The 25,830-nt window shown below is 67.7% G+C and carries 25 protein-coding genes; 8 read left to right on the top strand and 17 right to left on the bottom strand.

Annotation, left to right across the window (positions count from 1 at the left end; all coding sequences use genetic code 11):
* Positions 1-14 precede the first annotated feature (14 nt).
* From nuoK to KA383_17125, 11 genes are all read right to left on the bottom strand, one after another.
* On the bottom strand, positions 15-329 hold the full coding sequence (nuoK, locus tag KA383_17175) for an NADH-quinone oxidoreductase subunit NuoK (protein MBP7747852.1): 315 nt from the start codon (positions 327-329) through the stop codon (positions 15-17).
* The gene (locus KA383_17170; GenBank protein MBP7747851.1) at positions 326-1,000 is read right to left on the bottom strand and encodes an NADH-quinone oxidoreductase subunit J; all 675 of its coding nucleotides are present in this window, start codon (positions 998-1,000) and stop codon (positions 326-328) included. The genes nuoK and KA383_17170 overlap by 4 nt, the downstream gene beginning before the upstream one ends.
* Before the next feature lie 114 nt (positions 1,001-1,114).
* Positions 1,115-1,717, bottom strand: coding sequence for an NADH-quinone oxidoreductase subunit I (locus KA383_17165; GenBank protein MBP7747850.1), 603 nt, complete (start codon positions 1,715-1,717; stop codon positions 1,115-1,117).
* Between the two features lie 11 nt (positions 1,718-1,728).
* Positions 1,729-3,033 (bottom strand): NADH-quinone oxidoreductase subunit NuoH, encoded by a 1,305-nt coding sequence (gene nuoH / locus KA383_17160; GenBank protein MBP7747849.1) that lies wholly within the window; start codon positions 3,031-3,033, stop codon positions 1,729-1,731.
* A gap of 21 nt (positions 3,034-3,054) precedes the next feature.
* The gene (locus KA383_17155) at positions 3,055-4,656 is read right to left on the bottom strand and encodes a (2Fe-2S)-binding protein (GenBank protein MBP7747848.1); all 1,602 of its coding nucleotides are present in this window, start codon (positions 4,654-4,656) and stop codon (positions 3,055-3,057) included.
* 72 nt (positions 4,657-4,728) lie between these two features.
* Positions 4,729-6,180, bottom strand: coding sequence for an NADH-quinone oxidoreductase subunit NuoF (gene nuoF, locus KA383_17150; GenBank protein ID MBP7747847.1), 1,452 nt, complete (start codon positions 6,178-6,180; stop codon positions 4,729-4,731).
* Between the two features lie 2 nt (positions 6,181-6,182).
* Complete coding sequence (locus KA383_17145; GenBank protein MBP7747846.1) at positions 6,183-6,686, bottom strand: NAD(P)H-dependent oxidoreductase subunit E; 504 nt, start codon at positions 6,684-6,686, stop codon at positions 6,183-6,185.
* 172 nt (positions 6,687-6,858) lie between these two features.
* Positions 6,859-8,118 (bottom strand): NADH-quinone oxidoreductase subunit D, encoded by a 1,260-nt coding sequence (locus KA383_17140; protein MBP7747845.1) that lies wholly within the window; start codon positions 8,116-8,118, stop codon positions 6,859-6,861.
* 63 nt (positions 8,119-8,181) lie between these two features.
* Positions 8,182-8,715, bottom strand: a complete 534-nt coding sequence (locus KA383_17135) for an NADH-quinone oxidoreductase subunit C (GenBank protein ID MBP7747844.1) — start codon at positions 8,713-8,715, stop codon at positions 8,182-8,184.
* Positions 8,716-8,719: 4 nt separating this feature from the next.
* Positions 8,720-9,349, bottom strand: coding sequence for an NADH-quinone oxidoreductase subunit NuoB (nuoB, locus tag KA383_17130; protein ID MBP7747843.1), 630 nt, complete (start codon positions 9,347-9,349; stop codon positions 8,720-8,722).
* Positions 9,319-9,735, bottom strand: coding sequence for an NADH-quinone oxidoreductase subunit A (locus KA383_17125; GenBank protein ID MBP7747842.1), 417 nt, complete (start codon positions 9,733-9,735; stop codon positions 9,319-9,321). The genes nuoB and KA383_17125 overlap by 31 nt, the downstream gene beginning before the upstream one ends.
* Positions 9,736-10,030: 295 nt before the next feature.
* Here KA383_17125 and KA383_17120 point away from each other — a divergent pair, with 295 nt between their 5' ends.
* Positions 10,031-10,510, top strand: coding sequence for a hypothetical protein (locus tag KA383_17120; GenBank protein MBP7747841.1), 480 nt, complete (start codon positions 10,031-10,033; stop codon positions 10,508-10,510).
* 88 nt (positions 10,511-10,598) lie between these two features.
* Positions 10,599-10,868, top strand: a complete 270-nt coding sequence (locus KA383_17115) for a hypothetical protein (GenBank protein MBP7747840.1) — start codon at positions 10,599-10,601, stop codon at positions 10,866-10,868.
* A 126-nt stretch (positions 10,869-10,994) separates the two neighbouring features.
* Here KA383_17115 and hisA read toward each other — a convergent pair whose 3' ends face one another.
* Together hisA and KA383_17105 are read right to left on the bottom strand one after the other, a co-directional pair.
* A complete protein-coding gene (gene hisA, locus KA383_17110; GenBank protein ID MBP7747839.1) occupies positions 10,995-11,714 on the bottom strand; it encodes a 1-(5-phosphoribosyl)-5-[(5-phosphoribosylamino)methylideneamino]imidazole-4-carboxamide isomerase in 720 nt (239 codons plus the stop codon).
* A gap of 126 nt (positions 11,715-11,840) precedes the next feature.
* Positions 11,841-12,557 carry an OmpA family protein gene (locus tag KA383_17105; protein MBP7747838.1) on the bottom strand — a complete coding sequence of 239 codons (717 nt, stop codon included), beginning with the start codon at positions 12,555-12,557 and terminating at the stop codon, positions 11,841-11,843.
* Positions 12,558-12,809: 252 nt separating this feature from the next.
* On the opposite strand from KA383_17105, the gene KA383_17100 reads away from it, so the two are divergent.
* Together KA383_17100 and KA383_17095 are read left to right on the top strand one after the other, a co-directional pair.
* A complete protein-coding gene (locus KA383_17100; GenBank protein ID MBP7747837.1) occupies positions 12,810-14,087 on the top strand; it encodes a PQQ-binding-like beta-propeller repeat protein in 1,278 nt (425 codons plus the stop codon).
* Between the two features lie 93 nt (positions 14,088-14,180).
* Positions 14,181-16,667, top strand: coding sequence for a hypothetical protein (locus tag KA383_17095; GenBank protein MBP7747836.1), 2,487 nt, complete (start codon positions 14,181-14,183; stop codon positions 16,665-16,667).
* Between the two features lie 4 nt (positions 16,668-16,671).
* On the opposite strand, the gene yacG is transcribed toward KA383_17095, so the two are convergent.
* From yacG to maf, 3 genes are all read right to left on the bottom strand, one after another.
* Positions 16,672-16,872, bottom strand: a complete 201-nt coding sequence (gene yacG, locus KA383_17090; GenBank protein MBP7747835.1) for a DNA gyrase inhibitor YacG — start codon at positions 16,870-16,872, stop codon at positions 16,672-16,674.
* Positions 16,873-16,973: 101 nt separating this feature from the next.
* On the bottom strand, positions 16,974-17,870 hold the full coding sequence (locus tag KA383_17085; GenBank protein ID MBP7747834.1) for a sigma-70 family RNA polymerase sigma factor: 897 nt from the start codon (positions 17,868-17,870) through the stop codon (positions 16,974-16,976).
* A gap of 162 nt (positions 17,871-18,032) precedes the next feature.
* The gene (gene maf / locus KA383_17080; GenBank protein ID MBP7747833.1) at positions 18,033-18,641 is read right to left on the bottom strand and encodes a septum formation protein Maf; all 609 of its coding nucleotides are present in this window, start codon (positions 18,639-18,641) and stop codon (positions 18,033-18,035) included.
* A 60-nt stretch (positions 18,642-18,701) separates the two neighbouring features.
* Here maf and KA383_17075 point away from each other — a divergent pair, with 60 nt between their 5' ends.
* From KA383_17075 to KA383_17065, 3 genes are all read left to right on the top strand, one after another.
* Positions 18,702-19,634: a deoxyribonuclease IV gene (locus KA383_17075; protein MBP7747832.1), complete on the top strand. Its 933-nt coding sequence runs from the start codon at positions 18,702-18,704 to the stop codon at positions 19,632-19,634.
* Between the two features lie 45 nt (positions 19,635-19,679).
* A complete protein-coding gene (locus tag KA383_17070; protein MBP7747831.1) occupies positions 19,680-21,566 on the top strand; it encodes a DsbA family protein in 1,887 nt (628 codons plus the stop codon).
* A gap of 126 nt (positions 21,567-21,692) precedes the next feature.
* Positions 21,693-22,217 (top strand): hypothetical protein, encoded by a 525-nt coding sequence (locus KA383_17065; GenBank protein MBP7747830.1) that lies wholly within the window; start codon positions 21,693-21,695, stop codon positions 22,215-22,217.
* Here KA383_17065 and KA383_17060 read toward each other — a convergent pair.
* Positions 22,210-24,693: a DNA strand exchange inhibitor protein gene (locus tag KA383_17060; GenBank protein MBP7747829.1), complete on the bottom strand. Its 2,484-nt coding sequence runs from the start codon at positions 24,691-24,693 to the stop codon at positions 22,210-22,212. The genes KA383_17065 and KA383_17060 overlap by 8 nt on opposite strands.
* A gap of 79 nt (positions 24,694-24,772) precedes the next feature.
* Here KA383_17060 and KA383_17055 point away from each other — a divergent pair, with 79 nt between their 5' ends.
* A complete protein-coding gene (locus KA383_17055) occupies positions 24,773-25,783 on the top strand; it encodes a hypothetical protein (GenBank protein ID MBP7747828.1) in 1,011 nt (336 codons plus the stop codon).
* Positions 25,784-25,830 lie beyond the last annotated feature (47 nt).

The following is a 25,830-nucleotide window of genomic DNA, read 5'->3' as shown; positions in this document are numbered from 1 at the left end:
AGCAGCACCGTGTCTCACTCGTCCTTCAGGGCCGACCACGCACCCGCATCCAGCGTCCCACGATACCGATACAAGAGCACAACCAGCGCCAGGCCCAGCGCCGCCTCCGCCGCCGCGACGGCGATCAGGAACAGCGCGAAGACCTGACCGTCCAGCGTCGGCTGGCCGTGCAGCGGATAACGCCCGAGCGCCACCAGGTTGACGATGATGCCCTGAAACATCATTTCCGTGCACAGGAACATGATGATCAGGTTGCGGCGCGTCACGAAGCCGATCAGCCCCAGGCTGAACAGCACCGCGCCGAGCAGTAGGTATGGAACCAGCATCATTCATCCCCCTCTGGCAACGTTTCATTCGCCGGCCGCCGGCGGGCAATCGCGATCGCCCCCACCAGCGCCGCCAGCAGGAGCAGCCCGGCCAGTTGAATCCCGATTACGTACTCGGTCAGCAGTCGCGTCCCAACCCCCTCCACCGTCCCGGCCAGCACCGTCGCCGGCATCGCCGCCGTGCCACTGAACAGCCGCACCGCGAGCAGCGCCAGCAGCGCAAACCCCGCCAAGCAGCCCCAGAACGGCTCACGGGCCTTCGCGTCGTACGGCGCCGGCCGCGACTGCTGTGCCAGCATGATGACGAAGATGTACGTCACGAGGATTGCGCCGGCGTAGATGATGATCAACGCCGCCGCCAGGAATTCCGCGTCCATCAGCAGCAGCAGCGCCGCCACCGCCACGACCAGCAGTACGAAATACAAGGCGCTGTAGACCGGCCGCTTGTGCGTGATCACCCGAACCGCCGCGAACAACGCCACCAGCGCGCAGCCCGCAAAGAGGCCGCGCCCGTCCTGCCCCGCACACAGCCCCACCGCCCCCGCCGCCAGCGCCCCGCCCGCCGCCGCCAGCGTCACCAGCCCCACCCGCGCGCGGCCCGTCCGCCCGCCCGGCATGACCAGGAACAGGCCGATCGCACCCAGCACCAGCGACAGAATCAGCAGGCTCGGCATACTCTCCGGTTTCCACTCGCTGACGGCATCACCCGCGCCGTCATTCGCGGCCCACGCCGCATGAGCCCTTGCTTCTACCCGATCGGCGTGGCCACGGCCAGCACCGGCCGTGCGCTACACCTTCGAATGTGTGTTCGGCTGCGCCACGTCCCTGCTCTGGCCACCGGTCAGGCCGTAATCCGTGATCGGCGGGTTCTTGCGCGGCTTGGACGCCTTCGTCTCCTCGTAAACCTGCAGCAGCTTCTCCTTGTCGAAGATCATCTCCGCTCGCGTGCGGCCCACCAATTCATAATGCGGCGTCAGCTCGATCGCATCGACCGGGCAGGCTTCCTCGCACATCCCGCAATAGATGCACCGCAACTCGTCGATCTCGAACTTGACCGGGTACTTCTCGCGGTCTGGCCACGGCGATTCGCCGGCCTCGATGTGGATACACTGCGCCGGGCAGGCCGTGCTGCACATGAAGCACGCCACGCACGCCACGCGACCATCGGGGTCCTTGTTGAGCCGGTGCACGCCGCGGTAGTTTGCGATGCGCAGGGTGCCGCGGTCCTGGCGCGTGTCCTCGGGATACTGGTGCACGACCGCGCCGCGCCGGCGCAGCATGAACATGTGCCGCAGCGTCGTGCACATGCCGTCCAGAATCTGCGGCAGGTACAGGCGCTCGGCCGGCGTCAGCTTCGGCTCCTGCAGCACGATGATGTCTTCGTCACGCATAGGCACTCACATCACGCCGGACGCACGTCGATGTCCGGCAAGTCGTCCTGCCGGCCGGTCACGGGGCGGCGCGTCCGCGCGGCCGACCACAACATGACCGCCAGCGTCAGGAGGTTCACCAGCAGGCACGCCCACAGGTTGCGCTGCAGCCCCAGCGCCGCCAGCAGGGCCAGCGCGGCGACCAGTCCCACGCCGACCGGCACCAGGGACTGCCACGCCAGCCGCATCAACTGGTCGAAGCGGAACCGCGGGATGGTCCAGCGCACCAGCATGAACACGCCGATGAAGAGCGCGACCTTCGCGAGATAGGCGCCCAGCTTGATCAGCATGGCCCACCACGCGGTGCTGTCGGCCAGCCAGCCCGTGAACGGCAGCGGCGCCCAGCCGCCGAAGAACAGCGCCACCATCACCGCGCTGCCCGTGATGATGTGCGCATACTCGGCGAGGAAGAACATCGCGAATTTCATCGAGCTGTACTCGGTGTGGAAGCCGCCGACCAGCTCCTGCTCCGCCTCCGCCAGGTCGAACGGCGCGCGGTTCGTCTCGGCGAACGAACTGACCAGAATCAGCAGAAACGGCAGCGGGTGCATGAACACGTACCACACGCCGCCCTGCGCCTGCTGCGCCACGATCTCCTCCAGGCGCAGGCTGCCGGTCGTCAGCAACAGGCAGACCAGCCCCAGCCCGAGCGGCAATTCGTAGCTGATCATCTGCGCGGCCGCGCGGATGCCGCCGTAGAACGAGTACTTGTTGTTGCTGGCATAGCCCGCGAGCACCACGCCGTACACGCCCAGCGCACCGACCGCCAGGATGTACAGAATGCCCACATTCAGGCGCGCGACCTGCGTCGAGACGGTCACGTCCGGCGCCCACGGCCAGCGCACGTCGCCGGCCCACGGGATGATCGCGAAGCCGATCAGCGACACGATCAGCGAGACGCACGGCGCCAGCAGAAACAACGGCTTGTCCACGTACCGCGGGATAATGTCCTCCTTGAAGAAGAACTTCATCCCGTCCGCGATCGGCTGCAGCAACCCCCAGAACCCCACGCGGTTCGGCCCGCGCCGGTCCTGCGTGAAGCTCGCGATCTTCCGCTCGGCCAGGATACACACCGCGGTGCTGTTCAGGATCAGGAACAGAATCACCGCCATGACGATGATCGGGAACCAGAACGGATCGGACAGCAAGTCGCGATAGAGCGGGAACGCCGCCACCAGCGCCGCCGCCAGCAGCACGGTCAGCACCGTGGCCCCGCCGATGAAGACCACCGGGTTCCGCAGCAGGCTCTCGATGCGATGGACGGTCGGGTCGATCATGGCTTCCGCTTCATCCGGCGCTCAATGCGCATGCTCCGGCAGCACGCGCGGCGTAAACGCTTCCCCGAATTGCGGCAGCGCGCGGGCCATGGCCGCCCGCACCTTCGCCGCGTTGAACAGTCCGCTCTGCCCGGCCAGCTCGTAGAAGAACTGCCCATCGGCTTTCACGCCTTCCAGCGGGACCAGCGCCCGCGCGAACGGCTGGAGCAGCCCGTCACAATTCATGAATGTCCCCTCGCGCTCGGCCCACGTCGCGGCCGGGATCTGCACATCGGCGCTGGCGTCAAGCGGCGTCGGGAACAGGTCGTGCACGATCAGGAATTCCACCTTGGCGAGCGCCGCCGCGATGTCATCCGTCACCCATGCGTCCGGGTAACCACCTACGACGTACGCGGCCTTGAAGCGCCCTTCGACCGCCTGGCCCAGCAGCGTGTGAAAATCGCACGTCCGTCCGCCGTAATGCTGGATGATAGTCTCGACGCCTCGTCGATTCGGGCATTTCTCCGCCTTGATGACGAAGCCCTTCGGGAACGTCCGGTCGGTACCGACGACGGGCACGTAACCGAGCGCCAACGTCGCCTGCGGCGCGATCGACCGGACGAACTGCGCCAGCAGCCACGCTTCCTCGCAGCTCATCATCGGGCTGAGCACCGCTGCAACCGCCGCCCCCCCGTTCTGGCGGGCCGCCTCGGAGAGACTGGTGCGCAGGATTTCCGGCATCGCCTCCCACGGCTCCGGCCGCAGGCTGTTGATAACGCAGACCCGCGGCTGATTCAGCCGGTCCGGACGATGGACGTGCTTCCAGCCGAAGCGGGCCTCATCGCTGATCCACCACTCGTTCACCCGCTCATTGAAGCGCGGGCGGATGCGGTGAATGCCCTGCTCATTGTGGTCGATCCAGATGGTCTGGCCGCGGCTGTCAACGGGGCTGATCGAGGGCGTCGACTTGAGCAGCCACACGCGCTGCTTGAACAGAAACCCCTTGTCGAGCAGCGCCCCCACCGGGCACAGGTCGACCACGTTGCCCTGCAACGGGTTCGCCAGCGGCTGCCCCGGAAATACGTCGATCTCGCCGCGACTGCCGCGATTCACCACGGCCAGCTCGTGCGCCCCCGCGATCTCGTCCACGAAGCGCACGCAGCGCGTGCAAAGCACGCAGCGGTCCTGGTACAGCAGCGTGTGCGGGCCGATGTCCTTCTTCGGGTTCTTCTGCTTGTCCTCGACCATCCGCGAGGACCCCGGCCCCACCGTCTCCGTGTAGTCCTGCAGGTAACACTCGCCGGCCTTGTCACACACCGGGCAGTCCAGCGGGTGATTGAGCAGGTAGTACTCCATCACGTGCTTCTGGTTTTCGCGGACCGCCTCCGAGTTGAACCGCACCTCCATGCCGTCCCTGACCGGCGTCTGGCACGACGGGAAGAGCTTCGGGGCCCAGACCAGCTCCTGCGTCTTCGGGTGCGGCAGCTTCATCTCCATCAGGCACAGCCGGCAGCTCGCAACCACGCTCAGCCCCGGGTGATAGCAGTAGTGCGGGATGTTCAGGCCCGCTTCGAGCGCGGCTTGCAGGACGGGAATGCCCGCCCGGCATTCGATCGGCTGGCCATCGATGATGATCTTCGGCATCTCTCTCAGCCTTTTGGGGGACAGGCCTCCGGCCTGTCGTCGGACCGACCAGAGGTCGGTCCCCCCACACCGCTAACTTCCCGGGCGCGCCACATCCAGCGGCGTGTGGAACGTCCCGCCCTCATGCCGCGTCGCCCGGCCTTCCAAAACCGGCAACTCATACGCCGCCGCGTTCGTCGCCCGAATCCGCCGCATGGCGGCATCCGGCGGCTGCGCCGCGATGCGCTGCTCAAACTCCCGCCGGAACTTCTGCACCAGCGTCCGCAGCGGCCACGCGGCCCCATCGGGCAGGCCGCAGATGCTCATGCCTGGCATCATGCCCATGTTCTGCGACACTTCCACGATCAGGTCCAAATCCACCACGCGGCCGGCGTCGGCGCGGATGCGCTGCGCGATCTTGTACGCCCACGCGGTCCCTTCGCGGCAGTGCGTGCACTGCCCGCAGGATTCCATCCCGTAAAACCGCGCCACGTTCACCAGCACGTCGCGGATGTCCACGTCCTCCGGCACCACAACCGCCGCCGCCGTGCCGAGCCCGATCAGGTCATAGCGCCGCACGTCGTCAAAATCGAGCCGGCAATCCAGCTCGTCGTAGTCCTGTGTCGGATCGACTGTGTCCGTCGGCGGCTTCGGAAAGACGTCGCCCCGCAAGGCTCCCATCGACAACCCACCGGGAAAGACCGCCTTCACTTTCCGTCCGCCGCGCATCCCGCCGCCGAACTCCGGGGCATAGATCAGATCGCGGACGCGCAGACCCAGCGGCGCCTCGTAGCAACCCGGCCGATTCACCGGGCCGCTGATGCAGTACATCTTCGGCCCTTTCGAGTTCGTCGTCCCCAGCGCCAGCCACCACTCGAGCCCGCGCGTCAGAATGTGCGGCAGACACGCCAGCGTCTCGACGTTGTTCACCACCGTCGGCTTGCGGAACGCCCCTTCGACCGCCGGAAACGGTGGCTTGATCCGCGGCCAGCCGCGCTTGCCTTCGAGGCTCTCGATCAGGCCGGTTTCCTCGCCGCAGACATACGCCCCGGCGCCGCGGTGGATGTAGCACTCCAGGTCATACCCGCTGCCAAGGATGTTCTGGCCGAAGAACCCGGCCGCGTACGCCTCGTCCAGCGCCCGCTGCAGCGTGTGAAATTGCTCCGTGAATTCACCGCGCATGTAGATGTACGCGACCGTCGTCCGGGTGGCGTAGCCGGCGATCAGGATGCCTTCGAGCAGCATGTGCGGATCGTGGTCGATCAGTACCCGGTTGCAGAACGTCGGCGGCTCGGACTCGTCCGCATTCACGCACAGGTACGTCACCTGCCGGTCCTTTGGCAGAAAGCTCCACTTCATGCCCGCCGGGAAGCCGGCCCCACCGCGCCCGCGCAGGTTGGCCTTCTGCACCAGCTCGACGACCTCGTCGGGCTTCATCCGGAGCGCCCGCGCCGCCCCTTCGTACCCGCCCGCGGCACGGTAGACCGCCAGCGCCGTGCTGTTCGGCACGCCGACATGTCGCATGAGTACCGGTTCAAACGCCATCGTCACGCTTCCCTCGGCGCGTCGTACAGCGCGCTCCGCGGCATCGGGAGCTTGTCGTTCTCCGGGTCCGCCAGAATCCGGTCCAGATCCTCCACCCGCACGCACTTGTGCATCCGTTCGTTGATCTGCATGCACGGCGCATGCTCGCACGCCGCCAGGCATTCCTCGGTCATCAGCGACCATTCGCCGTCCGGCGTCGTCTCGTGTTCGCGGATGCCGAGCTTCTGTTGCAGGGCCTCCAGGACAGCCTTGCCGCCCATCAGCTCGCACGTCAGCGACCGGCACAGCACGATCGTCTTGCGGCCCCGCGGGTGCGTCCAGAAATGCGTGTAGAAGCTGACCACGTCCATCACCGCCGCCGGTGAAAGCTCCAGCAGCTCCGCAATCTCGCGCATCGCCCGCAGCGAGACGTAGCCCAATGCATCCTGCGCAATGTGCAGCGCCGGCAGCAGCACGGCCCGCCGCGTCGGATACCGCGGGAAAAACGCGCGGATCTTCGCCTTCACGGCCTCGCTCAGCCCGGGCCCAAGCTCATCCGCCGCCACCTTCGTTCTGTCAACCGTCCGCCACGCCAACCGTGCGCTCCGCCTTCTGATTTCTCACCACCAAGACACAAAGGCACCAGGGAGTGAATCCAACTTGGGTCTTCTCAGTGCCTTAGTGTCTTGGTGGTTCTCTTCACCGATCCAATTCCGCCGCGATGACGTTCAGACTGTTCAGCACCGCCGGCACATCGCTGATCTGGTGCCCGATCAGCAGCTTCGGGAACACCTGGTAATTGATGAAGCTGGGTGGTCGTGTCCGCGCCCGCCACGGCGAGCGGCCGCCATCGCTCACGATGTAGTAACCCAGCTCGCCGTTCGACGTTTCGTTCGCCGCATACGCCTCGCCCACCGGCGGCGTCAGCCCACGATTCGTCATCACTTTCTCAAAGTGATGAATCAGCCCCTCGATCGAGAAATACACCTCGCGCTTGTCTGGCAGGACAACGCGCTCGTCCGGGACGACATTGATCGGTCCTTGCGGCAGCCGCTCCGCCAACTGCTCGATGATCCGGCACGCCTGGCGAATCTCTTCCAGCCGCACGAGAAACCGCGCGTACACGTCCCCGCCATACGCAATCGGCACCTTGAAATCCACCGCCGGCGCGCCCTGCCCATCCCAGTTGTCGGCGTAACACAGGTACGGCTCGTCCTTACGCAAATCGCGCTGCACGCCGCTCGCCCGCGCCACCGGCCCGGTCAGTGACCAGTTGATCGCATCGTCGTGACTGATGACACCGATGCCCTTCGTGCGCTCGATGAAGATGCGGTTGCGCAGGAGCAGCGTCTCGACGTCGCGAATCGCTGGCGGCACGGTGTTCCGCACGAACGCGAGCACCTTGTCCGTCCACCCCGGCGGCGCGTCCTGCGCCAACCCGCCAACGCGCGTATAGCTCGGGTGGAACCGCGAGCCGCTGATCGCCTCGACCAGGTCGTAGATGATCTCGCGCTCGTTGAACCCGTACAGAAACGCGGTGAAGCCGCCCAAGTCCAGCCCGCTCACGCCGACGTTCAGCAAGTGATCCTGCAGCCGCCCCAGTTCCGCCAGGATCGTGCGAATCGCCTTGCAGCGCGGCGTGAGCTCGATGCCCATCAGCTTCTCCGCCGCCATGTGCCAGACGATGTCGTTCGAGACCGGGCAGACGTAGTTCATCCGCTCGACGACGGTGACGTACTGGTTGTAGTCGTGGTGCTCGCCCAGTTTCTCGAAACCGCTATGCAGGAACCCGATATCGGGAATGCAGTTGACGATGCGCTCACCGTCCAACTCGAGCACAAGCCGCAGGGTCGTGTGCGTGCACGGGTGCTGCGGACCGAAGTTCAGCGTCCAACGGTCCTCAGCGCCCTCCTCACGCTCCAGCGAAGTGGGCCGCGCTAAGTCGTAACTCACCGCCATGTTCTGCCTGCCCGAATTCCTGACTCAGGTCTTCCTAGTGCCTTCGTGCTCTGGTGGTGATCCTCAAGCCGTATCCCGTCGCACAACCTCGAAATCCTCGCGTTCGCCTTTCCCCGTCAACGGATAGTCCTTCCGCAGCGGAAAGTCCTCAAAGTTCTGCGGCATCAGGATTCTCCGCAGGTCCGGATGACCGCTGAAGCGGATGCCGAACATGTCGTACACTTCGCGCTCCGGCCACTCCGCCCCGCGCCAGATCGACGTCACCGACGGCAGCTCCGGGTGCGGGTCGTTCACAAACACCTTCACCCACAGCCGGTGATTGTGCGTCAGGCTCAGCAGCGCATACACGACGCCGAACCGGTCCTCGGCGCCCGGGTAGTTCAAGTAATCCACGCACGTCAGATCGCAGAGCTGCTCGAACTTCGTCCGCGAATCTCGATACAGGAACCGCAGCACATCGAGCATCCGCTCCGCCGGTACGCGCACGCAGAGCTGGTCCGATTCCCGTCCGTCGCGATATGTCACGAGCGGCCGGGCCACCAGATTCAACTCGGGGAAACTCGCCTGCAGCGCCTGCACAGCCTCCGCGGTCGCCATGCGCTTAGCTCCCCCCTCCAAAGCCCGCCCCCAGCTCGACTCGTTGCCGCGGCGGCTGCACCGTCAGCCCCAACCCCCGCCCGCGCTCCCGACTCGTCTTCACGCCGTCCTCCGTCACGATCTGCTGGATGAGCATGATACCCTCCAGCAGCGTCTCCGGCCGCGGCGGACAACCGGGCACGTACACATCCACCGGCAGGAATTGGTCAATGCCCTGCACCACCGCGTACGTGTCGAACACGCCGCCGGTCGAGGCACACGCCCCCATCGAGATCACCCACTTCGGCTCGGTCATCTGCACGTAGATCTTCTGCAGTACCGGCATCATCTTCATCACGACCCGCCCGGCACAAATCAGTAAATCGCACTGCCGCGGCGTAAACCGCATGGCCTCGGAGCCGAAGCGCGCCACGTCATACCGACTGGCCCCGGTTGCCATCAGTTCGATCCCGCAGCATGCGGTCGCGAACGGCATGGGCCACAGGCTGTTCCGCCGGACCCAGTTCAGGCCGTAGCGCTTGATGCCGTCCACGAGGTAATCCAGACGCGTCACGGCGAAATCAGGCCCGCCGGTCGCCACGCTGGTCACCTCGGCGGTCCGTTTCAATTCCACCTGAACACCCCCCTTCGCCATTCGTAGATGAAGCCGACGAGCAGGAGGGCGAAGAAGACGCCGATCGCGCCGAGCAGGTACGCCGGCGTGTAACCGGCGTCCAGCAGCGGCTGGGCCCATTCCTGGTGTTCCGGGCCGCGCAGCCGCGGAAAGAGGATCGCCCACGGATACAGGAACACGATTTCGACGTCGAAGATGAGGAACAGAACGGCAATGAGGTAGAACCGCACGTTGAACCGCCGGCGTGTGTCGCCGATCGGTTCCATGCCCGATTCATACGTGGCGTCTTTGACGGGGCCGCGCCGCTTGGGCCCGATCAGGTGTGTGAGCACGAGGATCGCGAGTGCGATCCCCGTCGCCACGATCAGCAGCCACCCGACCGTGGTGAAGTCGCTCTGGGCCAGCATGGATGGGCACGCCGGAAGTCTCATGATCAACTCTGAGTGTAGCCGCGCATTTCGCGCCCGCAACGTGCGCGCCGCATGTGCGCCCCAATCATCGCCTTGAACTACGTTTATCGCAACCCGCCCCAAGGTGATACGGGCATCTTGCCCGTCAAACAGACAGGCGGGGCGCCCGTACCACCCCGTCTCCGTACCACCCCTCCTCCCAAGCACCCGCCTCCAGGCCACCCTCTTCCGACCCACCTTCACCCAACCCCCCTATTCCCGTGCTACTATATGACTTCGCACGGAGGAGCGCATGCGTTGTTGCACCCGCACGGCACCCTTGGCCGGCGTCCTGTTGCCGGCCATCCTTCTCGCCGGTTGCGGCGGCTCGGATCCGGGCACCCTCTCGCGCCAGACGCTCGTTGGAACCTGGCGCGAGGACCCCGCCCTCCTTCAGGCCCGCCCCGGCTCGCCTTCCCTCGTCACGACTGCCCCCCTCCGCCGCGAGCTGACGCTCAGCGCAGACCGCACGTTCCGCCTCTCGGTCTCCGACCCCGACGGCACACCCGTCGAGCCGGCGGAGTTCGCCACCGGCACCTGGCGACTCAGCGGCGCCACGGTGCTCTTCGAGTCCCGGCAGGTCGAGCTGGCCCCGGAGCACGCCCGCTGGCTTCCGCAGCGGTTGCTGGCCTGGCGTCCCGGCCAGGCGGGCCAGCCGGACGTGATCGAGCTGCGCGGCAAGGATGGCCAGCGCGTGGCCTACGGGCGCGTGGTGCCGCCGCCCGGCGAATAGTATTTCTAGACGTTCTTGACTTCAGCCCCCGGCGCGGGTACACTTCGCTTGGCGGACCGCGCCACCGGCCGCTCCGGAGGGAAATCCCATGACCGAAATCGCCCAGGAACTCATGACCCCCGACGAAGCCGCGCGCTGGTTTCGCCGCTCCCTGTCCTGGCTCCGCCAACAAAAAGGCCTGATCCGCCTCGCCGGTCCCGGCGGCCAGCCGCTCTACCACGTCCGGGTCTGCCGGGCATACATCCTCGGCCGCATGCGTAACCTCGCCAGTGAACCCCTGCGCGAAATCCAGCTCGCCGCCCTGGCCAGCGCCTGCGGCCTGGACAACCCGCGCGAAGGCGCCCTGCCCGCGGCCTGACCGCCTTGGTCGGAGCCTTCCGCCCCGCGCTCGGGGGACCGATCTCCGCTCGGCCGAGTCGGAAGACGCTCGACCGGAGGTCGGTCCTCCAATCACGGCGCAGCTTGGCCCCTGTGCTGCCCCCGACTACCCCGCCGCCGCGAAGGCTTCCTTCAGGTCGATCGCGTGCTCGTAAATCGCCCGCCCGATGACGATGCCGGCGAGCTTCATCTGTGCCAGCCGCCGGACGTCCTCCAGGTCGGATACGCCGCCCGACGCGATCACCACCGACGGCGACGCCGCCGCCAGTTTCTCGATCGCCTGCAGGTTCGGCCCCAGCAGCAGCCCGTCATACGCGATGTCCGTGTAGACGAGCGCGGCCAGCGGCCAGCCCGCCGTCGCCCGGGCCACATCGACCGCCGTTTGCTCCGTTTCGTGGGTCCACGCATGCACGGCCAGCTTGCCCAAGCGGGCGTCCAGCCCCAGCGCGATCCGCCGCGCGTACTCTGGATGGTGCACGACCGCTTCGAACCAGTTCCAGTCCTCCAGCGCCCGGGTGCCAACGATGACGCGCTGGGCTCCGGCGCGCAGCGCCGCGTTGATCGCGAATTCGTCGCGCACCCCGCCGCCGAACTGCACGTGGGCGCCGGTCTCCTTGACGATCTGCTCCAGAATGGCGAGGTTTTCGATTCGCCCGTTGCGCGCCCCGTCCAGGTCGACCACGTGCAGCCACTGCGCCCCCGCGCTGCGAAACTGCCGTGCCACTTCCAGCGGATCGCTCTCGTAGTCGATCACGCGGTCATAGCGCCCCTGCACCAGGCGCACACACTTGCCACCCAACAGATCGATGGCGGGCAGAACGTCCATACCGCACACCCCGCAACGCGCCGGCGGCGCGAGAACCCGCTCGCACAGACGAGCGGGCTTCTCACGCCGCGGCGCTGCAACGCCCGGAACACGCCCGGACGCGAAGACGATCCGGTTCGGCGCCGGCTATGGAGTCGTGCTGTCGAACGGGGTCACCGTGCCGCCCGTCTCAGGCGCGCCACGCGGCGGGACCGCGATGATTTCGACGCGGCGATTCTGCTGCTTGCCGGCCCGCGTCGAGTTCGTGGCAATCGGGAAGTACTCACCCTGGCCACCGGCCATCATGCGGCTGGGGCTGATACCCAGGTTCATCAGCTCGCGATAAACCGTCATGCCGCGGTTGCAGCTCAGATCCAGGTTGTCCGTCCAGAGATTCTTGGTCTGTTTGATCGGGTCGGTGTCCGTGTGACCAAGCACCCAGATGGCATCGTTCGGGAACCGCGCATTGATGTCGTTCACGACCTGCTGCAGCTTCGCCCGCGCGGCCGACCGCAACGTCGCCTTGCCCGAATCGAACAGGAAATCCGTGCTCAACTCGGTCCAGGCATACGGACCGGATCGCTTCCAGTCATCTGGCAACTCGACCGCCGGCGGCTTGGACGCCAACTGGGCGCGCAAGTCCGCGTTTTCACGCTCCAGGGCCGCGACGCGGTTCCGCGCCTGGTCACGCTCGCTGATCGCCTGCGCCAACCGCGACCGCAGGTCGTCGTTCTCCTGCTGCAGCTTTCCAATCTGCTCCTGCAACGCCTGGATCCGCAACGCATCGGGGTTTTGGCACCCCGCCACCAGCAGCAACACCACGAGCCCGCCCACCCCGACCGTCATCCGCCGCGCCATCGTCATCGTCTTCTCCTTTTCTGCCTGAAGCAGGCCACCATGCCTTGCGCTCGCCACCCGGAGGTCCGGGCGCGGGTCGGGCTCCGCCCGATGGGGTGCAGAATAAAACGCCCCTCCCCGCGACGCAAGCCATCCCGCTCGCCCGTTGACGGAATCCCCCCTCCCGACTACGCTGCCCGCGGTTGTTACCTTGCGCGACGAGGGCGCCAACCGGTGGGCGCCCGCCCGCGTTGGCGACCGTAGTTCTGGGATACCCCCATGCAGCGTATCCAGTTCTGTCTTTGGACGTTGGCCATCCTGCCCTGCTCCTCCGCCCTGGCCCAGGACTTCATCCCGCCGGTCCCGCTCGCCAACGCCGGCCTGGTCAAGTACTGGCAGCTCCAGCTCCTGCTCGAACCCGACCAGACCATTCAGACCGTCTACCTCATCGATGACCAGCTCTACGCCGGCACTCAGGACGGCTACGTCTTCGCCGTCCACGCCCCCACCGGCGTCCTCCGTTGGGTCCGTCAGATCACCCGCTCGGGCTACCCCGTCCGCCGGCCCTGCCACGCCGGCGAGCAGGTCATCTTCGTCACCCCCAGCGACCTCCAGGTCTACAACCGCCGCACCGGCGAACCGCTCATCCGCACCGACCTGCGTTTTCCGGCCGGCGGCGCGCCGGTGAGCGATGGCGCACGGATCTTCCTCGGCGGCGTCGACCATCGGCTGTACGCTTTCGACGCGCGGACGCATTACCTGGACTGGCGGCTCGTGACGAGCGGTGCGGTCAACTCCACGCCGACGATCCGCGCGGACACGATCTACTTCGCGAACGACGCCGGCGCGGTCTACGCCTGCACGCGTGAGAACAAGACCTTTCGCTGGCAGACATCCACATACGACCAGATCACGGCGGACCTCGTCGTGGACGAGCGCGGCGTGTTCGTCGCCTCGCGCGATTACTCGCTCTACCTGCTGGACCTGAACTTCGGCAATATACGCTGGCGGGCGCGCCTGTCCGGGCCGCTGTATGAGGCCCCGGTCCTCACGCCCGACATGGTATACCAGTACACGCCCGCCGACGGCCTCGTCGCCATCGATAGCCAGACGATTGGCGAGACCGACAAGCGCATTCGCTGGAAGCTGCCCAACGGCCGCACGCTGCTCACGGTTCACAAGGACCGCGCCTACGTCCTGACGCGCGACGGCACCGTTGCCGTCCTGAACGTCGGGGACGGCACCCCGGTCATGGACATTCCCGCGGACGGACTGACGCTCGGCCTGCCCGCCCCTGAAGCTGAAACGGTCTACGTCGCCGGTCCGGATGGCCGCCTGTTCTGCGCCCGGCCCGTGGGCGTGACGCCGCTAAGCAAGGAAGAAATCCTCGCCGCGCTGCAGCCGCCGCGCACCGCCGACGCGGGCGCGACGTCGCGCCCGACGACGCAGCCGGCAGCCAAGCCCGTCGACCGGCTCGTCACCGAGCGGCTCGGGCCCGTGAGCGGCGGCCGCTCCAAGGTCTCCCAGGAATTCAGGCCCGGGAGCAAGCCGGAATGATCCACGGCGGCGAAGCCCGCCGCATGGTGCGCTGCATGTTGGACTTCCACGGGCTGCCCGCTGCGGCGGCCCGTGTGCTTTCTGGGAGATCGCATGAGTGACGTGCGCGAGCCCCGCCGGGCGTTATTGAGCGTGTACGACAAGACTGGTCTCGTCGAGTTCGCCCGCGCGCTGCACGACGAATTCGGCACCGAGCTGATTTCCACCGGCGGCACCGCGAAAGTGCTGAAGGACGCCGGCCTGCCGGTGACGCTGGTGGAGGAAGTGACCGGCTTCCCGGAGATGATGGACGGGCGGGTCAAGACGCTGCATCCGAAGATCCACGCGGCGATCCTCGCCGACCGCGACAACCCCGAGCACATGCGGCAGCTCAAGGAGCAGGGCATCGAGCCGATCGACATGGTGGTCGTGAACCTGTACCCGTTCGAGAAGACGATCGCCAGGCCGGAATGCACGTTCGCCGAAGCGATCGAAATGATCGACATCGGCGGCCCCTGCCTCCTCCGCGCGGCGGCGAAGAACCACAAGCATGTGCTGGTACTGTCCAATCCGGAGGACTGCAACCATGTACTGACGTGGCTACGTGGAGACGGGCTCACCAACGAGGGGTGGGACAAAGTGCGGAGAGACTATGCGTGGCTCGCGTTTGAACTCGTCAGCCGGTATGACGCACGCATCACCGCCTGGCTGACCGACGGCCGCGCGACCGCGGTGCACCTCCGCGCGGCGTGTGACCTGCGCTATGGCGAGAACCCCATCCAGACGGGTTCGGTCTGTGTTCCGGCCAGTGGGCCAGAGCCCGATGCTGACTCCCATCAGTCGCTAGGACATTGGCGGCCTCGCACTTTGCCGTGGGCAGGCTTTGGCCTGAACACAAACGCGACGGAGATGTCGTTCAACAACTACGTGGACGCCACCGCCGCGTTCGAGCTCTGCGCCGAACTGACGCGGACGGGCATGGGGAGAGCAAAGCTCCGCTTTGCTACCGGGGCGGGGACAGCAAAGCTCCGCTTTGCTGCCCAAGGCACATCCCAGCCCCCCGAAACGGCGGAATCTCAATTGTCCCGCCGGGTCCTGTTCGACAGTATCAACGACGACCTCCTGCAGCGCCGCAACCTCCCGCACTGGCAGCGCCCCGGCGCCACCTACTGGATCACGTTCTCATCCGCTATCGGCGACCTCCAGCCGGCGGAGCGCGACATCGCGATGGCCGCTCTGCGACACTGGGACGGAACGCGCGTGGATCTGCTGGCCGCGGTCGTGATGCGCGATCATGTGCACGCGATCCTGGCCCCACGTGAGATTCCCGAGCACCCAGGCGAGTTCTACAACCTCTCGGCCCTGCTCAAGAGCATTAAGGGCTTCAGCGGCCGGGAGATTTCACAGGGGCGGGGCGGCACCGGGCAAGTCTGGACCCGCGAGTCGTTCGACCGGTGGATTCGCAGCGAGAACGACCTGGCGGAGAAGTACCGGTACCTCGCGGAAAACGTCGTCAAAGAGGGGCTCGCGGCAACACCCGGAGAATACAAGTGGTGGTACGCGCTCGATGTACTGGGCATCGGCATCGGGATGCCCGTACGGGAAGACCCACGGACCGCGAGGGGCGCCGGCGCGGCAGCGTCCGGCAAACCGGAGGTTGGCATTTTCCCCTCCTCGAGCAGCAAACCAGAGGTTTGCTCTCCTCGTGAACCGGAGGGTTGTTCTCCCGACAAAGCAGAGCGTTGTGCTCCCCCCGCCGTCTGCTTCATCAAGCACACCAACGCCTGCGGCGCCGCCATCGACGCCGACCCCATTGAAGCCTACCGCCGCGCGTACCTCGGCGACCCAAACGCCGCCATGGGCGGAATTCTCGCCGTCAACTTCCCCGTCACGCCCGTGTTTGCCGAAGTCGTCCTGGAGACCTACGCCCACTTCGGCAAGCCGCTCAAGGACGCCGGCGCACCCTACGCCCCCGGCGGCTTCTTCGTCGAAGTCTGGCTCGCACCCTCGTTCGACGACGAAGCCGTGCGGATCATCCGCGGCGAGGTCGAGGGCAAGCCGAAGAAAGACTGGGGCCAGCGCGTCCGCCTGCTCGCCGTCGGCGACATGGATGTCGAGCCCGATCCGAATGAACTCGACTACAAGCGCATCGCCGGCGGGATGCTCGTCCAGACACGTGACCTCATCGGCCTGAACGAGGACCAGTGGCACGTCGTCACGCAGCGTCGGCCCGACGACGCGCAGATGGACGACCTGCGCCTCGCCTGGCTCGTCTGCAAGCACACCAAGAGCAACGCGATCACCATCTGCCGCGACGGCACGCTCCTCGGCAACGGCGCCGGACAGATGAGCCGCGTCATGAGCTGCCGCATCGCGACCTGGCTCGCGCGCGAAAACGGCCACGCCGAACAGTTGCAGGGCGCCGTCGCCGCCTCGGATGCCTTCTTCCCCTTCCGCGACGGCCCCGACATCCTGATCGACGCCGGCGTAACCGCCCTCATCCAGCCCGGCGGCAGCAAACGCGACGCCGACGTGATTGCCGCCTGCAACGAGCGCGGCGTCACGATGATCTTCACCGGCACGCGCCACTTCAAGCACTGAGCCGTCAGCTATCCGCCGAGGGGTCATTCGGCTTCGAGTCCGCAACTTCCTCCGGCGTCACGTCCCGATCGATCGTGTACTCCCCCTGGAGCCATCGGCCCAGGTCCACCCACTTGCAGCGCGCGCTGCAGAACGGGTACAGCGACGGCAGCGGACCGTCGTACTCCACCTCGCGTTCGCAAATCGCACAGCGGTACCGGCGCATCAAACGCTCCCGCCGCCTTACCCAGCCACCCGCATCATTCTATAAAAAGACCCCCGCGCCGTTCTACAGCTTGGGGGTCTGGCCGTCGTGGATCCCGGCGGCTACATGTATTCCTTCACATACTCCTCGAGCTTCCGCTTCGCCTCCCGCTCGATCTGACGCACGCGCTCCCGCGTCAGGCCGACCTTCTCCCCAATTTCCTTCAATGTCATCCGCTTCCCCCGCCGATCGCTCAATCCGTATCGCAACTGGAGAATCAACGCCTCCCGGTCCGTGATCCGCTCCAGCATCCGCGACACGAACTCCGAATCCGACGCCGTGAAGATCGCGTCAAACGGCGGCGGCGTCCGCGTGTCCTCCAGTGCCTCGTTCAGCGTGTTCTCGCCATCGACCGTCGTGCTGCCCTGCATGCGCGACGTACACGCCTTGATCGCCATCGAAATCGCGCCCGCCTTCCGCGGCGTGATGTCCATGTGTTGCGACAGCTCGGCCATCGTCGGTGGCCGGCCCAGTTGCTCTTCCAGCTCCCGCATCGCCAGCCGCATCTTCCCGATGTTCTCCATCAGGTAGCTGGGAATGTGGATCATCTGCTGTGCGTTCTGCACCGCCCGGCGGATGGCCTGATCAATCCAGTACCCGGCGTACGTGCTGAAGCGCGACCCGACGTCGGGGTCGTAGCGATCCACGGCGTTCATCAGGCCGACGTTGCCCTCGTTGACGAGGTCCTCCATCGGCAGGCCCCGGTTGCGGAAGTTCTTCGCGACGCTGATGACGAGCCGCAGGTTGGCCTGGATCATCCGGTCGCGCGCCTCGGCCGCTTTGCGCTGGGCGCGCTCGTATTCCGCCACGCTGATCTCCCCCCCCGCCAGGCGCTGCTCCGCCTCGGCCCGCGCGCGGATCTGCATCGCCAGTGCACGCTCTTCCTCGGCCGTCAGCAGCGCATAGGACTTGATCTGCTTGAGGTACTCGCCGAGAGCTGTGTCCAGTTTCGAGGGCATCGCACCGCCTGTCGCTCACTGCTCCGACCAGGCTTTGGCCGGGTACGCCGGCCGCACCCACGCGCATGCGCCGACCGATCAGCCGTGGTATCGGCCCGCCCTGCGCGTCGATTCACGTGTCCGACATCATACCACGCCAAGGCGCACAGGGGCCAGACTTTATCAGCCGCCCGGGCCCGCCCGCGTCCGCACCACCAGACCTACGTGCGCCAGCATCCGGGCCACGAGCTCCAGCGGCAGACCCACCACGTTCGAGAAGCTTCCTTCAATCCGCGCGACCAACCGATCCCCAACATCCTGAATGCCGTAGGCCCCCGCCTTGCCCTCCCAATCCCCTTTGGCAACGTACGCCTCGCGTTCCATCGGGTCGTCCCGCATCCAGACGCGCGTCGTCTCCACCTGCGCCAGCCGTTTCCGCTGCCGGCCATGCCGGAGCAGGCACACGCCTGTGATCACGTCGCTCGGCTCCCGCGCCTGCCATTCCAGCATCTGGCGGGCCTCCGCCGCATCCCGTGCCTTGCCCAGCACCCGGCCGCCGCACACCACCAGCGTGTCCGCCCCGAGCACCCAACGCTCCGGAAACCGCTCCGCCACGCTCCGCGCCTTGTAGTACGCCAGCGCCTCCGCCCACTGCTTCGGCGACACCGGCTCCGACCGCAGCGTCGGCTCCGCCAGCGCGCACACCTCGACGTCGAACGCCGGGTAGACCTGCGCCAACAGCTCTCGGCGGCGCGGGCTCGCGGAGGCTAGAATGAGGCGTTCCGCATGCACGGGTAACCCGCGTTCCTTTCACGTTTGACGGCCCGCACGGAGACTATTAGACAGGTGCCCATGCCGCTCGTCAAAGGCGCAGCTCGCCCTGCCGCCGCGCCGCCGCGGCACCGCTTCGGCGCCCACCTGTCCATCGCCGGGGGGGTGCATCACGCGCTGGAAGCGGCCCACGCGCTGGGCTGCGCTACCGTGCAGGTCTTCGTGAAGAACCAGCGCCAATGGCGGGCCGCACCGCTCGCGCCGGACGACGTCGAGCGCTGGCACCGTCTGCACGCGCAATCCGGATTCGGCCCCGTGGTCGCCCATGCGACCTACCTGGTCAATCTCGCCTCGTCGAACCGGACGCTGTACGCCCGCAGTCGGAACGCGTTCGCCGAAGAACTCCTGCGCTGCCAGGCCCTGAATATCCCGTATCTGGTGGTGCACCCCGGCGCTGCCGGCGACAGCTCCACCGCCCGCGCGCTCGACCGGGTCGCCGCCGCACTGAATCGCATTTTCGACACGCACCCCGATCTGCGGACCATGCCGCTGCTCGAGACCACCGCCGGCCAAGGCACCGCGCTCGGCCGTACGTTCGACGAGCTCGCGGCCATCATCACGCGCGTGCAGGAGCCACACCGCGTCGGCGTCTGCGTCGACACCTGCCACGTCTTCGCCGCCGGCTACGACATACGCCAGCCAGACGCATACGCCGCCACGATCGCCGCCGCGGCCCGCTCCATCGGGCTCGACCGCATCCGCTGCTGGCATCTCAATGACTGCCAGGGCGACTGCGGTGCGCACCGCGACCGGCATGCGCACATCGGCCGCGGGCAGCTCGGCACCGCGGCGTTTCGCAATGTGCTCGGCGATCGGCGCTTTCTGGGACTGCCCATGATCCTGGAAACGCCCAAGGGCCTGGACGCCCGCGGCCGTGACTTCGATCGGGTCAATCTGCGCCGGCTGCGGACCATCGCCACACGTGCGCTGACGGCCGCCGCCCAGCAGCTATAATGCCCCGCAACCCGCCGCATGCGCGGCAGTCAACGTAGGTGACCCGTGACGCGAGCCGAGCCCGACACCCAGGCCGTAAGCGATTCCAGCCCACTTGTTCGACCTGCCGTTCTCGTTGCCGGCGCCATCCTCCTCGCGCTGGCCGCCGGCGCCGCACTCATGCTCGTCATCGAACACGTCAGCGGCCTCAGCATCCCCGGGTGCGGCCCCGGGAGCCCCTGCCAGCGCGCCACCGAAAGCTTCTGGGGACGCGTGCCCATCATCGGCTGGCCCAACTCACACCTCGGCCTGGCGTATTTCCTCGGTCTGCTCGTCGCCTGGTTCACCTGGCGACGTGGCGTGCCCAGCGCGGCGCGCTGGACCATCCGCCTTGGTGTGCTGGTCTCGCTGGGCTTCACCGCCGTCATGATTGTCGGCGAATACATGTGCCCGTACTGCCTCGCAACCCACCTTGGCAACATCGCGTTCTGGCTGCTGATGGAGTTCGCGACCCGCCGCGGGCGCGGCACAGTGCGCAGCCTCGCCTTTCTGCCGGTGATGTTCATCGTCGCCACCCTCGCGCTCGTCGGGGTCGAAACGCGTTGGCGCGCGGTCGCCCGTGAGACCGCCGAGGCGCAGGCCCGCGCGTCTGGCGAAGCGATCCTCGCCGCGGCCTCGCAACCGACATCGGTACCGGTCACTGCGCCTCCCACGACATCCGCCCCTGCGACCCAGCCCACTTCAACCCCGACCGAGAGCCAGCCCGGGCGCGGGTTCGTCGGCCGCTATCGGCTCGGACCGTTGCCCGCCGCCATCCGCATCGTGATCTTCATGGACTACCAGTGCAAAGGCTGCCACCTGCTCGAGCTGGAGCTGCGCGCCCTGTTGGAGAAACACCCGGAAGTTTCCTTCTCGGTCAAGCACTGGCCGGCCGACGCCGACTGCAACCCGCACGCCGGGGACCGGTCACACGTACGCGCCTGCCTCGCGGCGCGCGCCGCCGAAGCCGCCGGCCTGCTGCGCGGCAGCGACGGCTTCTGGCAGATGCACAACTGGCTCTTCGATCAAAACGGCCGCTTCACCACGGACGAATTGCACGCCGCCCTCACGAAATTCGGCTACGACATCGCGGAATTCGAGCGCCTGATGACCGGTGACGAGACGCGTATCCTCGTGCAGGCCGACATCGATGAAGGCTTCGCGCTCGGCCTGCGATCGACCCCGCTGGTGTTCGTCAACGGCCACGAGTTCAAGGGCTGGTCCGCGCCGCTCGCTCTGACGAAGGTCATCGACCAGGTCAGCCAGGCGAACCTGCCGCCCAAGTACCCCACGGACGATCACCCCCTGCCCGCCCGCGAGGCTTACATCGCCGACTGGCAGTCGATGTCCGTGCGCGAGCTGCCCACGACCGGCCGCTGGACCCGGGGCCCCACTGACGCCCGCGTGCAGATCGTCGTCTGGGGCGACTACCAGCAGCCCAACACCGCCCTCGCCGACAGTATCATTCGCGGCTATCTCAACGACCGTGCCGATGCACAGTACACGTTCCACGCCTATCCGCTCGACCCGGCGTGCAACTCAGCCGCCAAGTCCGCCGACTATCCGCAGGCATGCCTCGCCGCGAAGGCCGCCGCGGCTGCCGCGCACCTCGGCGACGTGGCCGGCTACTGGAAACTGCACGACTGGCTCATGCAGAATCAGGCAATCTTCAGCGCGGACACGCTCCGCGCCGCGTTGCCGCCCCTCGGCTTCGATGTGGACGCCTTCTTCGCGGAGATGGAAAGCCCCGCCGTTGCGGCCGCCATCACCGCCGACGTCGAAGCCGCGCAAACGCTTGGCCTCCAGAACAGCCCGCTGATGTACATCAACGGCAAGGTCGTCCCGCGCTGGATCCACGGCGATCAACCCATGCTGCGGCCGATCCTCGAGGCGGCCGGCCAAACGGGAAAGTAACCGTAGATCGCCGCCAGATTCTGCCAGACGTCGCCAGACCCGCACCCCGTGTTTGGCTGCCCCGCGCCGCGCTTGCATACTCCTTTCCGCCGGACCGCCGCACGCTGCGGCCGAAAGGAGCACGCTGTGAATCAACGCCATACCGAGTTCTTCGGACCCGACCTGGGCCGCGGGCCGTTCAGCTCACAGCGCATCGAGACCAGCGCCCTGCAGATCGCCACCGCCCTGGCCCAGATTCGCGCGCCGCTCTCGCGCTCCGATGACGAGGTCCGCGCCCACGCCGACTTCATCCGTGAGCTCGCCGACCGCCTCTGCCCCGATTGGGCCGCCGCTCTCAACCTCGCAGTCGATCCCGAGCTCGCCGACACGATTCACACGAACATTCTCGCACCCACCGGCACCTACAGCCTGCTCGATTGCTGGCTGGCCGATGCCGTCGGCGGTGGCGTGACTGCGACCACCCCCGCGTCCGTCACGTTCAACGCCGGCACCGTCCTCCAGACGCTCTCCACCAACAAGCGCTACCTGGTGATCACGTCCGCGACGGGCGTCATCGACGTGACGGTGTCGCACAGCGGCGCCAAGACCTGGTACTGGGCCGTGTCGCGCTACGGGCGCGTGTACTACTCCAGCCGGCTCTATTTCACGTAGCCGCCGGCGGAGCGGCCGGCGGTTCCGCACCGGGTTCCGCGGGTGCCTCGGTGGGCGCTTCGGGCAGCGGGGCGTCCGGACCTTCAGCCGCGGCCGTCGGCGGCGCCGGTTCGGTGGGCGCTGGCGCCGGCGGCGCGTCCGCGCTCGGCGCTGGCGGAGGCACCTTCGGCCGCGGCTCCGCATGTGGGCGGGGTGCCGGCGCGGCCGGCTGCGGACGATTGGCTTGCGCCAACCCACTGTACGGCACTTCCACCTCCAGCAGCCCGACGTTCACCACCGCCAGGTTCTTGCCCGGTTTGAGCCGCACGATCCGACCCGCGCGGTGAAAACGCTTGACGTACACCAGGTCTTCCGGCTGCAGCGCCGCGAGCTGCTCGTCCGTCAGCGGCGGCATCACCGGCTCCGGCCGCGGCCGCTCCTCGCGCGGCTGGCCCGCCGCACGTGGCGCACGCTCCGGCGGCGCCGGCCGGGCACCCGCCGGCGGTCCGCGGCGTTCCCCGCGCCGGCGCGGCGGCAGGCTCTCGACCGTCACCGGACGCGGCGGTCGTGGCGGCGGCGGCGGCGTCTCCGGCGGCAGAACGTCGCCCAGCGGGACCTCGACCGAGAATGCCCCGACGTCCACCTCGGCTCGTTGCTGGTCCAGCCGCATCCGCACGATCTTCCCATCGCGGTCGAAGTCACGCACCCGGACGGCATCGCCCGGCTGCAGATGCACGACGCGTTGGACCCAGCGCTCGAAATCGGCCTTTTGTCGTTCCAGCCGCGCCTGCGCCTCGTGTGCCGCGCTCTGCGCGTGGCCCGCCGCCAGCCGCGCATCGTCGGCCGCGCGCCGGGCGCTCTCGGCCTGGCGCTTCACCTGGCGCGTGCCTTCCAGCGCCGCATGCAGCGCCCGCGCCTTCCGCGAGAGGTTGCGCCGCGCCGCGGCAATCATGCGTTTGGACATGCCCAGGCGCTGCGCGACCTCGATAGCGTTGCTCTGCCCAGGTTCGCCCAACGAGAGGTGGAAGGTCGGCCGCAGCGTCTGCGTGTCGAACTCGACGCAGGCGTTCTCGGCACCCTCGTGCATCAGCGCGAAACCCTTCAACGCACCCAGGTGCGTCGTCACGACCGCGCGGCAGTGCAGGCGGAGCAGCTCTTCGAGAATGGCCCGCCCCAGTGCCGCACCTTCATCCGGGTCGGTCCCCGCCCCGAGCTCGTCGATCAAGAGCAGCGTGCGCGGGCCCCCGTGACGCAGCATGTCAATCAGGCGCGTCAGGTGCGCACTGAACGTGCTCAGCGACTGCTGCATGCTCTGCTCGTCACCCACGTCGATCAGGATGTTGCTGAACACGCCCAGCTCGCTGCCTTCCGCAACCGGCACCGGAATGCCGGCCTGGTACATGAGGCAGAGCAGCCCGATCGTCTTCAGGGTGACGGTCTTGCCACCGGTATTGGGCCCCGTCACGATCAGCAGGTTGAAGTCCTGGCCAATGCGATAGTCGATCGGGACGACCGCGTCGTGGGCCGGCGCGCCCTTGCTCCGCGCCAGCTCCAGCAGCAGCGGGTGCCGGGCCCCATGCACGTTCAGCGTCCCCTCCGCCCCCAGGCCCGGGCAGCGCAGCCCGTAATCACGGGCCAACCGCACCTTGGCCGCAATCAGGTCCAGCACCGCCAGCGTATCCAGCGTCTTGTGAATCTCCCGCCCGTTCAGATGCACCTCGTGCGTCAGCTCCCACAGCAGCCGGCCGATCTCCTCCTGCTCGGCGCTGCGCAGGTTGCTGATCCGGTTGTTCAGCTCGACCACCTCGCCCGGCTCGACGTACAGCGTCGCCCCGCTGTCGGACGCCCGGTGCACGATCCCCGGGAGCCGCCCGCGATACTCGCTCCGCAGCGGCAGCACCAGCCGGTCGCCGTGGAATGTGTGGTTCGGGTATTGCAGCAGCCGCCGGATGCCCGGGTCATGCAACAGGCGCTCGATGGTGTGCTGGATCTGGTGCGCGGCGTCCTCGATTTCGCGCCGCAGCCCCGCCAGCTTCGGGCTGGCGCTGTCACGCACCTGCCCGCGCTCGTCGATCACCGCCCGAATCCGGTCCGCGATCGTGCGGAAGTCCCCGATGCGTCCTGCGAGATGCAACAGCTCCGGGCGCTCAGGGGGCAGCTCGCGCAGGTACTCCGCCAGCGCGTGTGTGCCCTCAAGCGTCGCGCCCACCTGCGCCATCTCCTCCACGGTCACTCGCAGCGGCGGCCCGCAGCGCGCGAGGATCGCGCGCACGTCCGTGATCCCGCCGAATGGCGGCATGCCGCGCTCTTCGATCAACTGCGTCAGCTCGCGCACCTGCGCGAACCAGCGCTCGACCAGCGCCACGCGCGCGATCGGGTGGATCCCCTCCGCGAGCCCCCGCCCCAGCCCGGTCAGCGCGTACTGCGCGAGCAACGCGCGAATCCGCGGAAAGTCGAGACATTCGAGCGTGTGTGCGTCCATCTTTTCGATTGCCACGCCGGATTCAGCGTGCCACAATGCGGCCTGTGCCCGCGCACGATCCACAGCCGTCGTGCCCGGCAGCGATCAACAGCCTATGCGAAAGCTCGCGGCCTGTACACTGATTCTCCTGGCCATCCGCCCAGCGACACGCGCCTCCGACGTCGTGGCGCCCGCGACCGCGCCGGCCAACCGCGGCGCAGCAACGGTCGCCACCGCCCGCGCCCTGCTCGCCGCGAACGACCTCGCCGGCGCCGAGCGCCTCCTCTCCCCCGCCGTGGCGGAATGCAGCGCCGACGCCGACCTGCGGCTGGCCTGGATCGACGCCGCACTTCTGGCCGGCCGGCCTACGCTGGCCCTCGAACGACTCGCCGGCGCGCCCCGCGCGTGGTGCCACCAACCCGAATTCCAATGGCGCTGCGCTCAGGCCCTCGCCGCCCGCGGCCCCGTCCTCGGCCAGGCCGAGGTGCGCACGGTGCGCGGCGGCCGCGCCGGACAGTTCATCGACGGCTACCTGCTCGTCGAGGCGCGCCCCGGCGACGAGCAGTTCCTCTGCTGTGGGCCCGACGCCGCCCTCTACCAGCTCCGCCAGGCACTCGACGCCGGCCTGAACGAACCCGCCGCCCACGTCCTGCACGCGCGCCTCTGGCAACAGCTCGGGCGACCTGAGCTGGGTCTGGCCGTGCTGAAAAGCCGCGCCGCGGATCTGTTGCACCCACCGACCGCCAGCGTGCTCGCGGCGTTTTCGGAGCTGGCGCTCGCGGCGGGGGCCCTGCCGGACTACTTACGCTATGAGCGTCTGCGTGCCGAGCTCGACCCGCACCAGCACGACGCCATCCGGGTGCACGCCTGCCTCGTGGCCGCCGAGCGCTACAGCCAGGCCGGCGACGAGGCGCTGCACCTGGAGTGGTTGCGCCGCGCGCGCGCGCTGCGCCCCCTGGACGCCGATCTCCTGCTCCGGGTCGCCGACGCGGCGTGGGAGGCCGGCCAGGCGCGCGCGGCCGCGGCCGACTACGGCCTGGTCCTGCGACTGCAGCCCGACCACCCGGAGCGGCGCCGGATCCTGGGCCGGCTGGCCGAGGCCCGGACGGAGGAGGCGGCCCCGTGAAGATCCGCCGGCGGAAATCCTAAAGCCCCACCAACCTCAGGCACCGG

It is taken from the genome of Phycisphaerae bacterium (assembly GCA_017999985.1).
Lineage (GTDB): Bacteria > Planctomycetota > Phycisphaerae > UBA1845 > Fen-1342 > JAGNKU01.
This window is presented reverse-complemented; position numbering and strand designations above follow the sequence as displayed.

Excerpts from the sequence above, each read along its gene's own strand:
- KA383_17120 (MBP7747841.1), top strand. The coding sequence starts at position 10,031 with ATGCGTTGTTGCACCCGCACGGCACCCTTGGCCGGCGTCCTGTTGCCG.
- KA383_17135 (MBP7747844.1), bottom strand. The coding sequence starts at position 8,715 with ATGGCGACCGCGGAGGCTGTGCAGGCGCTGCAGGCGAGTTTCCCCGAG.
- nuoB (MBP7747843.1), bottom strand. The coding sequence starts at position 9,349 with ATGGCGAAGGGGGGTGTTCAGGTGGAATTGAAACGGACCGCCGAGGTG.
- KA383_17075 (MBP7747832.1), top strand. The coding sequence starts at position 18,702 with ATGCCGCTCGTCAAAGGCGCAGCTCGCCCTGCCGCCGCGCCGCCGCGG.
- nuoK (MBP7747852.1), bottom strand. The coding sequence starts at position 329 with ATGATGCTGGTTCCATACCTACTGCTCGGCGCGGTGCTGTTCAGCCTG.
- KA383_17085 (MBP7747834.1), bottom strand. The coding sequence starts at position 17,870 with ATGCCCTCGAAACTGGACACAGCTCTCGGCGAGTACCTCAAGCAGATC.
- KA383_17165 (MBP7747850.1), bottom strand. The coding sequence starts at position 1,717 with ATGCGTGACGAAGACATCATCGTGCTGCAGGAGCCGAAGCTGACGCCG.
- nuoH (MBP7747849.1), bottom strand. The coding sequence starts at position 3,033 with ATGATCGACCCGACCGTCCATCGCATCGAGAGCCTGCTGCGGAACCCG.
- KA383_17125 (MBP7747842.1), bottom strand. The coding sequence starts at position 9,735 with ATGCTGGCCCAGAGCGACTTCACCACGGTCGGGTGGCTGCTGATCGTG.
- KA383_17100 (MBP7747837.1), top strand. The coding sequence starts at position 12,810 with ATGCAGCGTATCCAGTTCTGTCTTTGGACGTTGGCCATCCTGCCCTGC.
- nuoF (MBP7747847.1), bottom strand. The coding sequence starts at position 6,180 with ATGGCGTTTGAACCGGTACTCATGCGACATGTCGGCGTGCCGAACAGC.
- KA383_17115 (MBP7747840.1), top strand. The coding sequence starts at position 10,599 with ATGACCGAAATCGCCCAGGAACTCATGACCCCCGACGAAGCCGCGCGC.
- KA383_17140 (MBP7747845.1), bottom strand. The coding sequence starts at position 8,118 with ATGGCGGTGAGTTACGACTTAGCGCGGCCCACTTCGCTGGAGCGTGAG.
- hisA (MBP7747839.1), bottom strand. The coding sequence starts at position 11,714 with ATGGACGTTCTGCCCGCCATCGATCTGTTGGGTGGCAAGTGTGTGCGC.
- yacG (MBP7747835.1), bottom strand. The coding sequence starts at position 16,872 with ATGCGCCGGTACCGCTGTGCGATTTGCGAACGCGAGGTGGAGTACGAC.
- KA383_17055 (MBP7747828.1), top strand. The coding sequence starts at position 24,773 with ATGCGAAAGCTCGCGGCCTGTACACTGATTCTCCTGGCCATCCGCCCA.
- KA383_17170 (MBP7747851.1), bottom strand. The coding sequence starts at position 1,000 with ATGCCGAGCCTGCTGATTCTGTCGCTGGTGCTGGGTGCGATCGGCCTG.
- KA383_17105 (MBP7747838.1), bottom strand. The coding sequence starts at position 12,557 with ATGACGATGGCGCGGCGGATGACGGTCGGGGTGGGCGGGCTCGTGGTG.
- KA383_17095 (MBP7747836.1), top strand. The coding sequence starts at position 14,181 with ATGAGTGACGTGCGCGAGCCCCGCCGGGCGTTATTGAGCGTGTACGAC.
- KA383_17155 (MBP7747848.1), bottom strand. The coding sequence starts at position 4,656 with ATGCCGAAGATCATCATCGATGGCCAGCCGATCGAATGCCGGGCGGGC.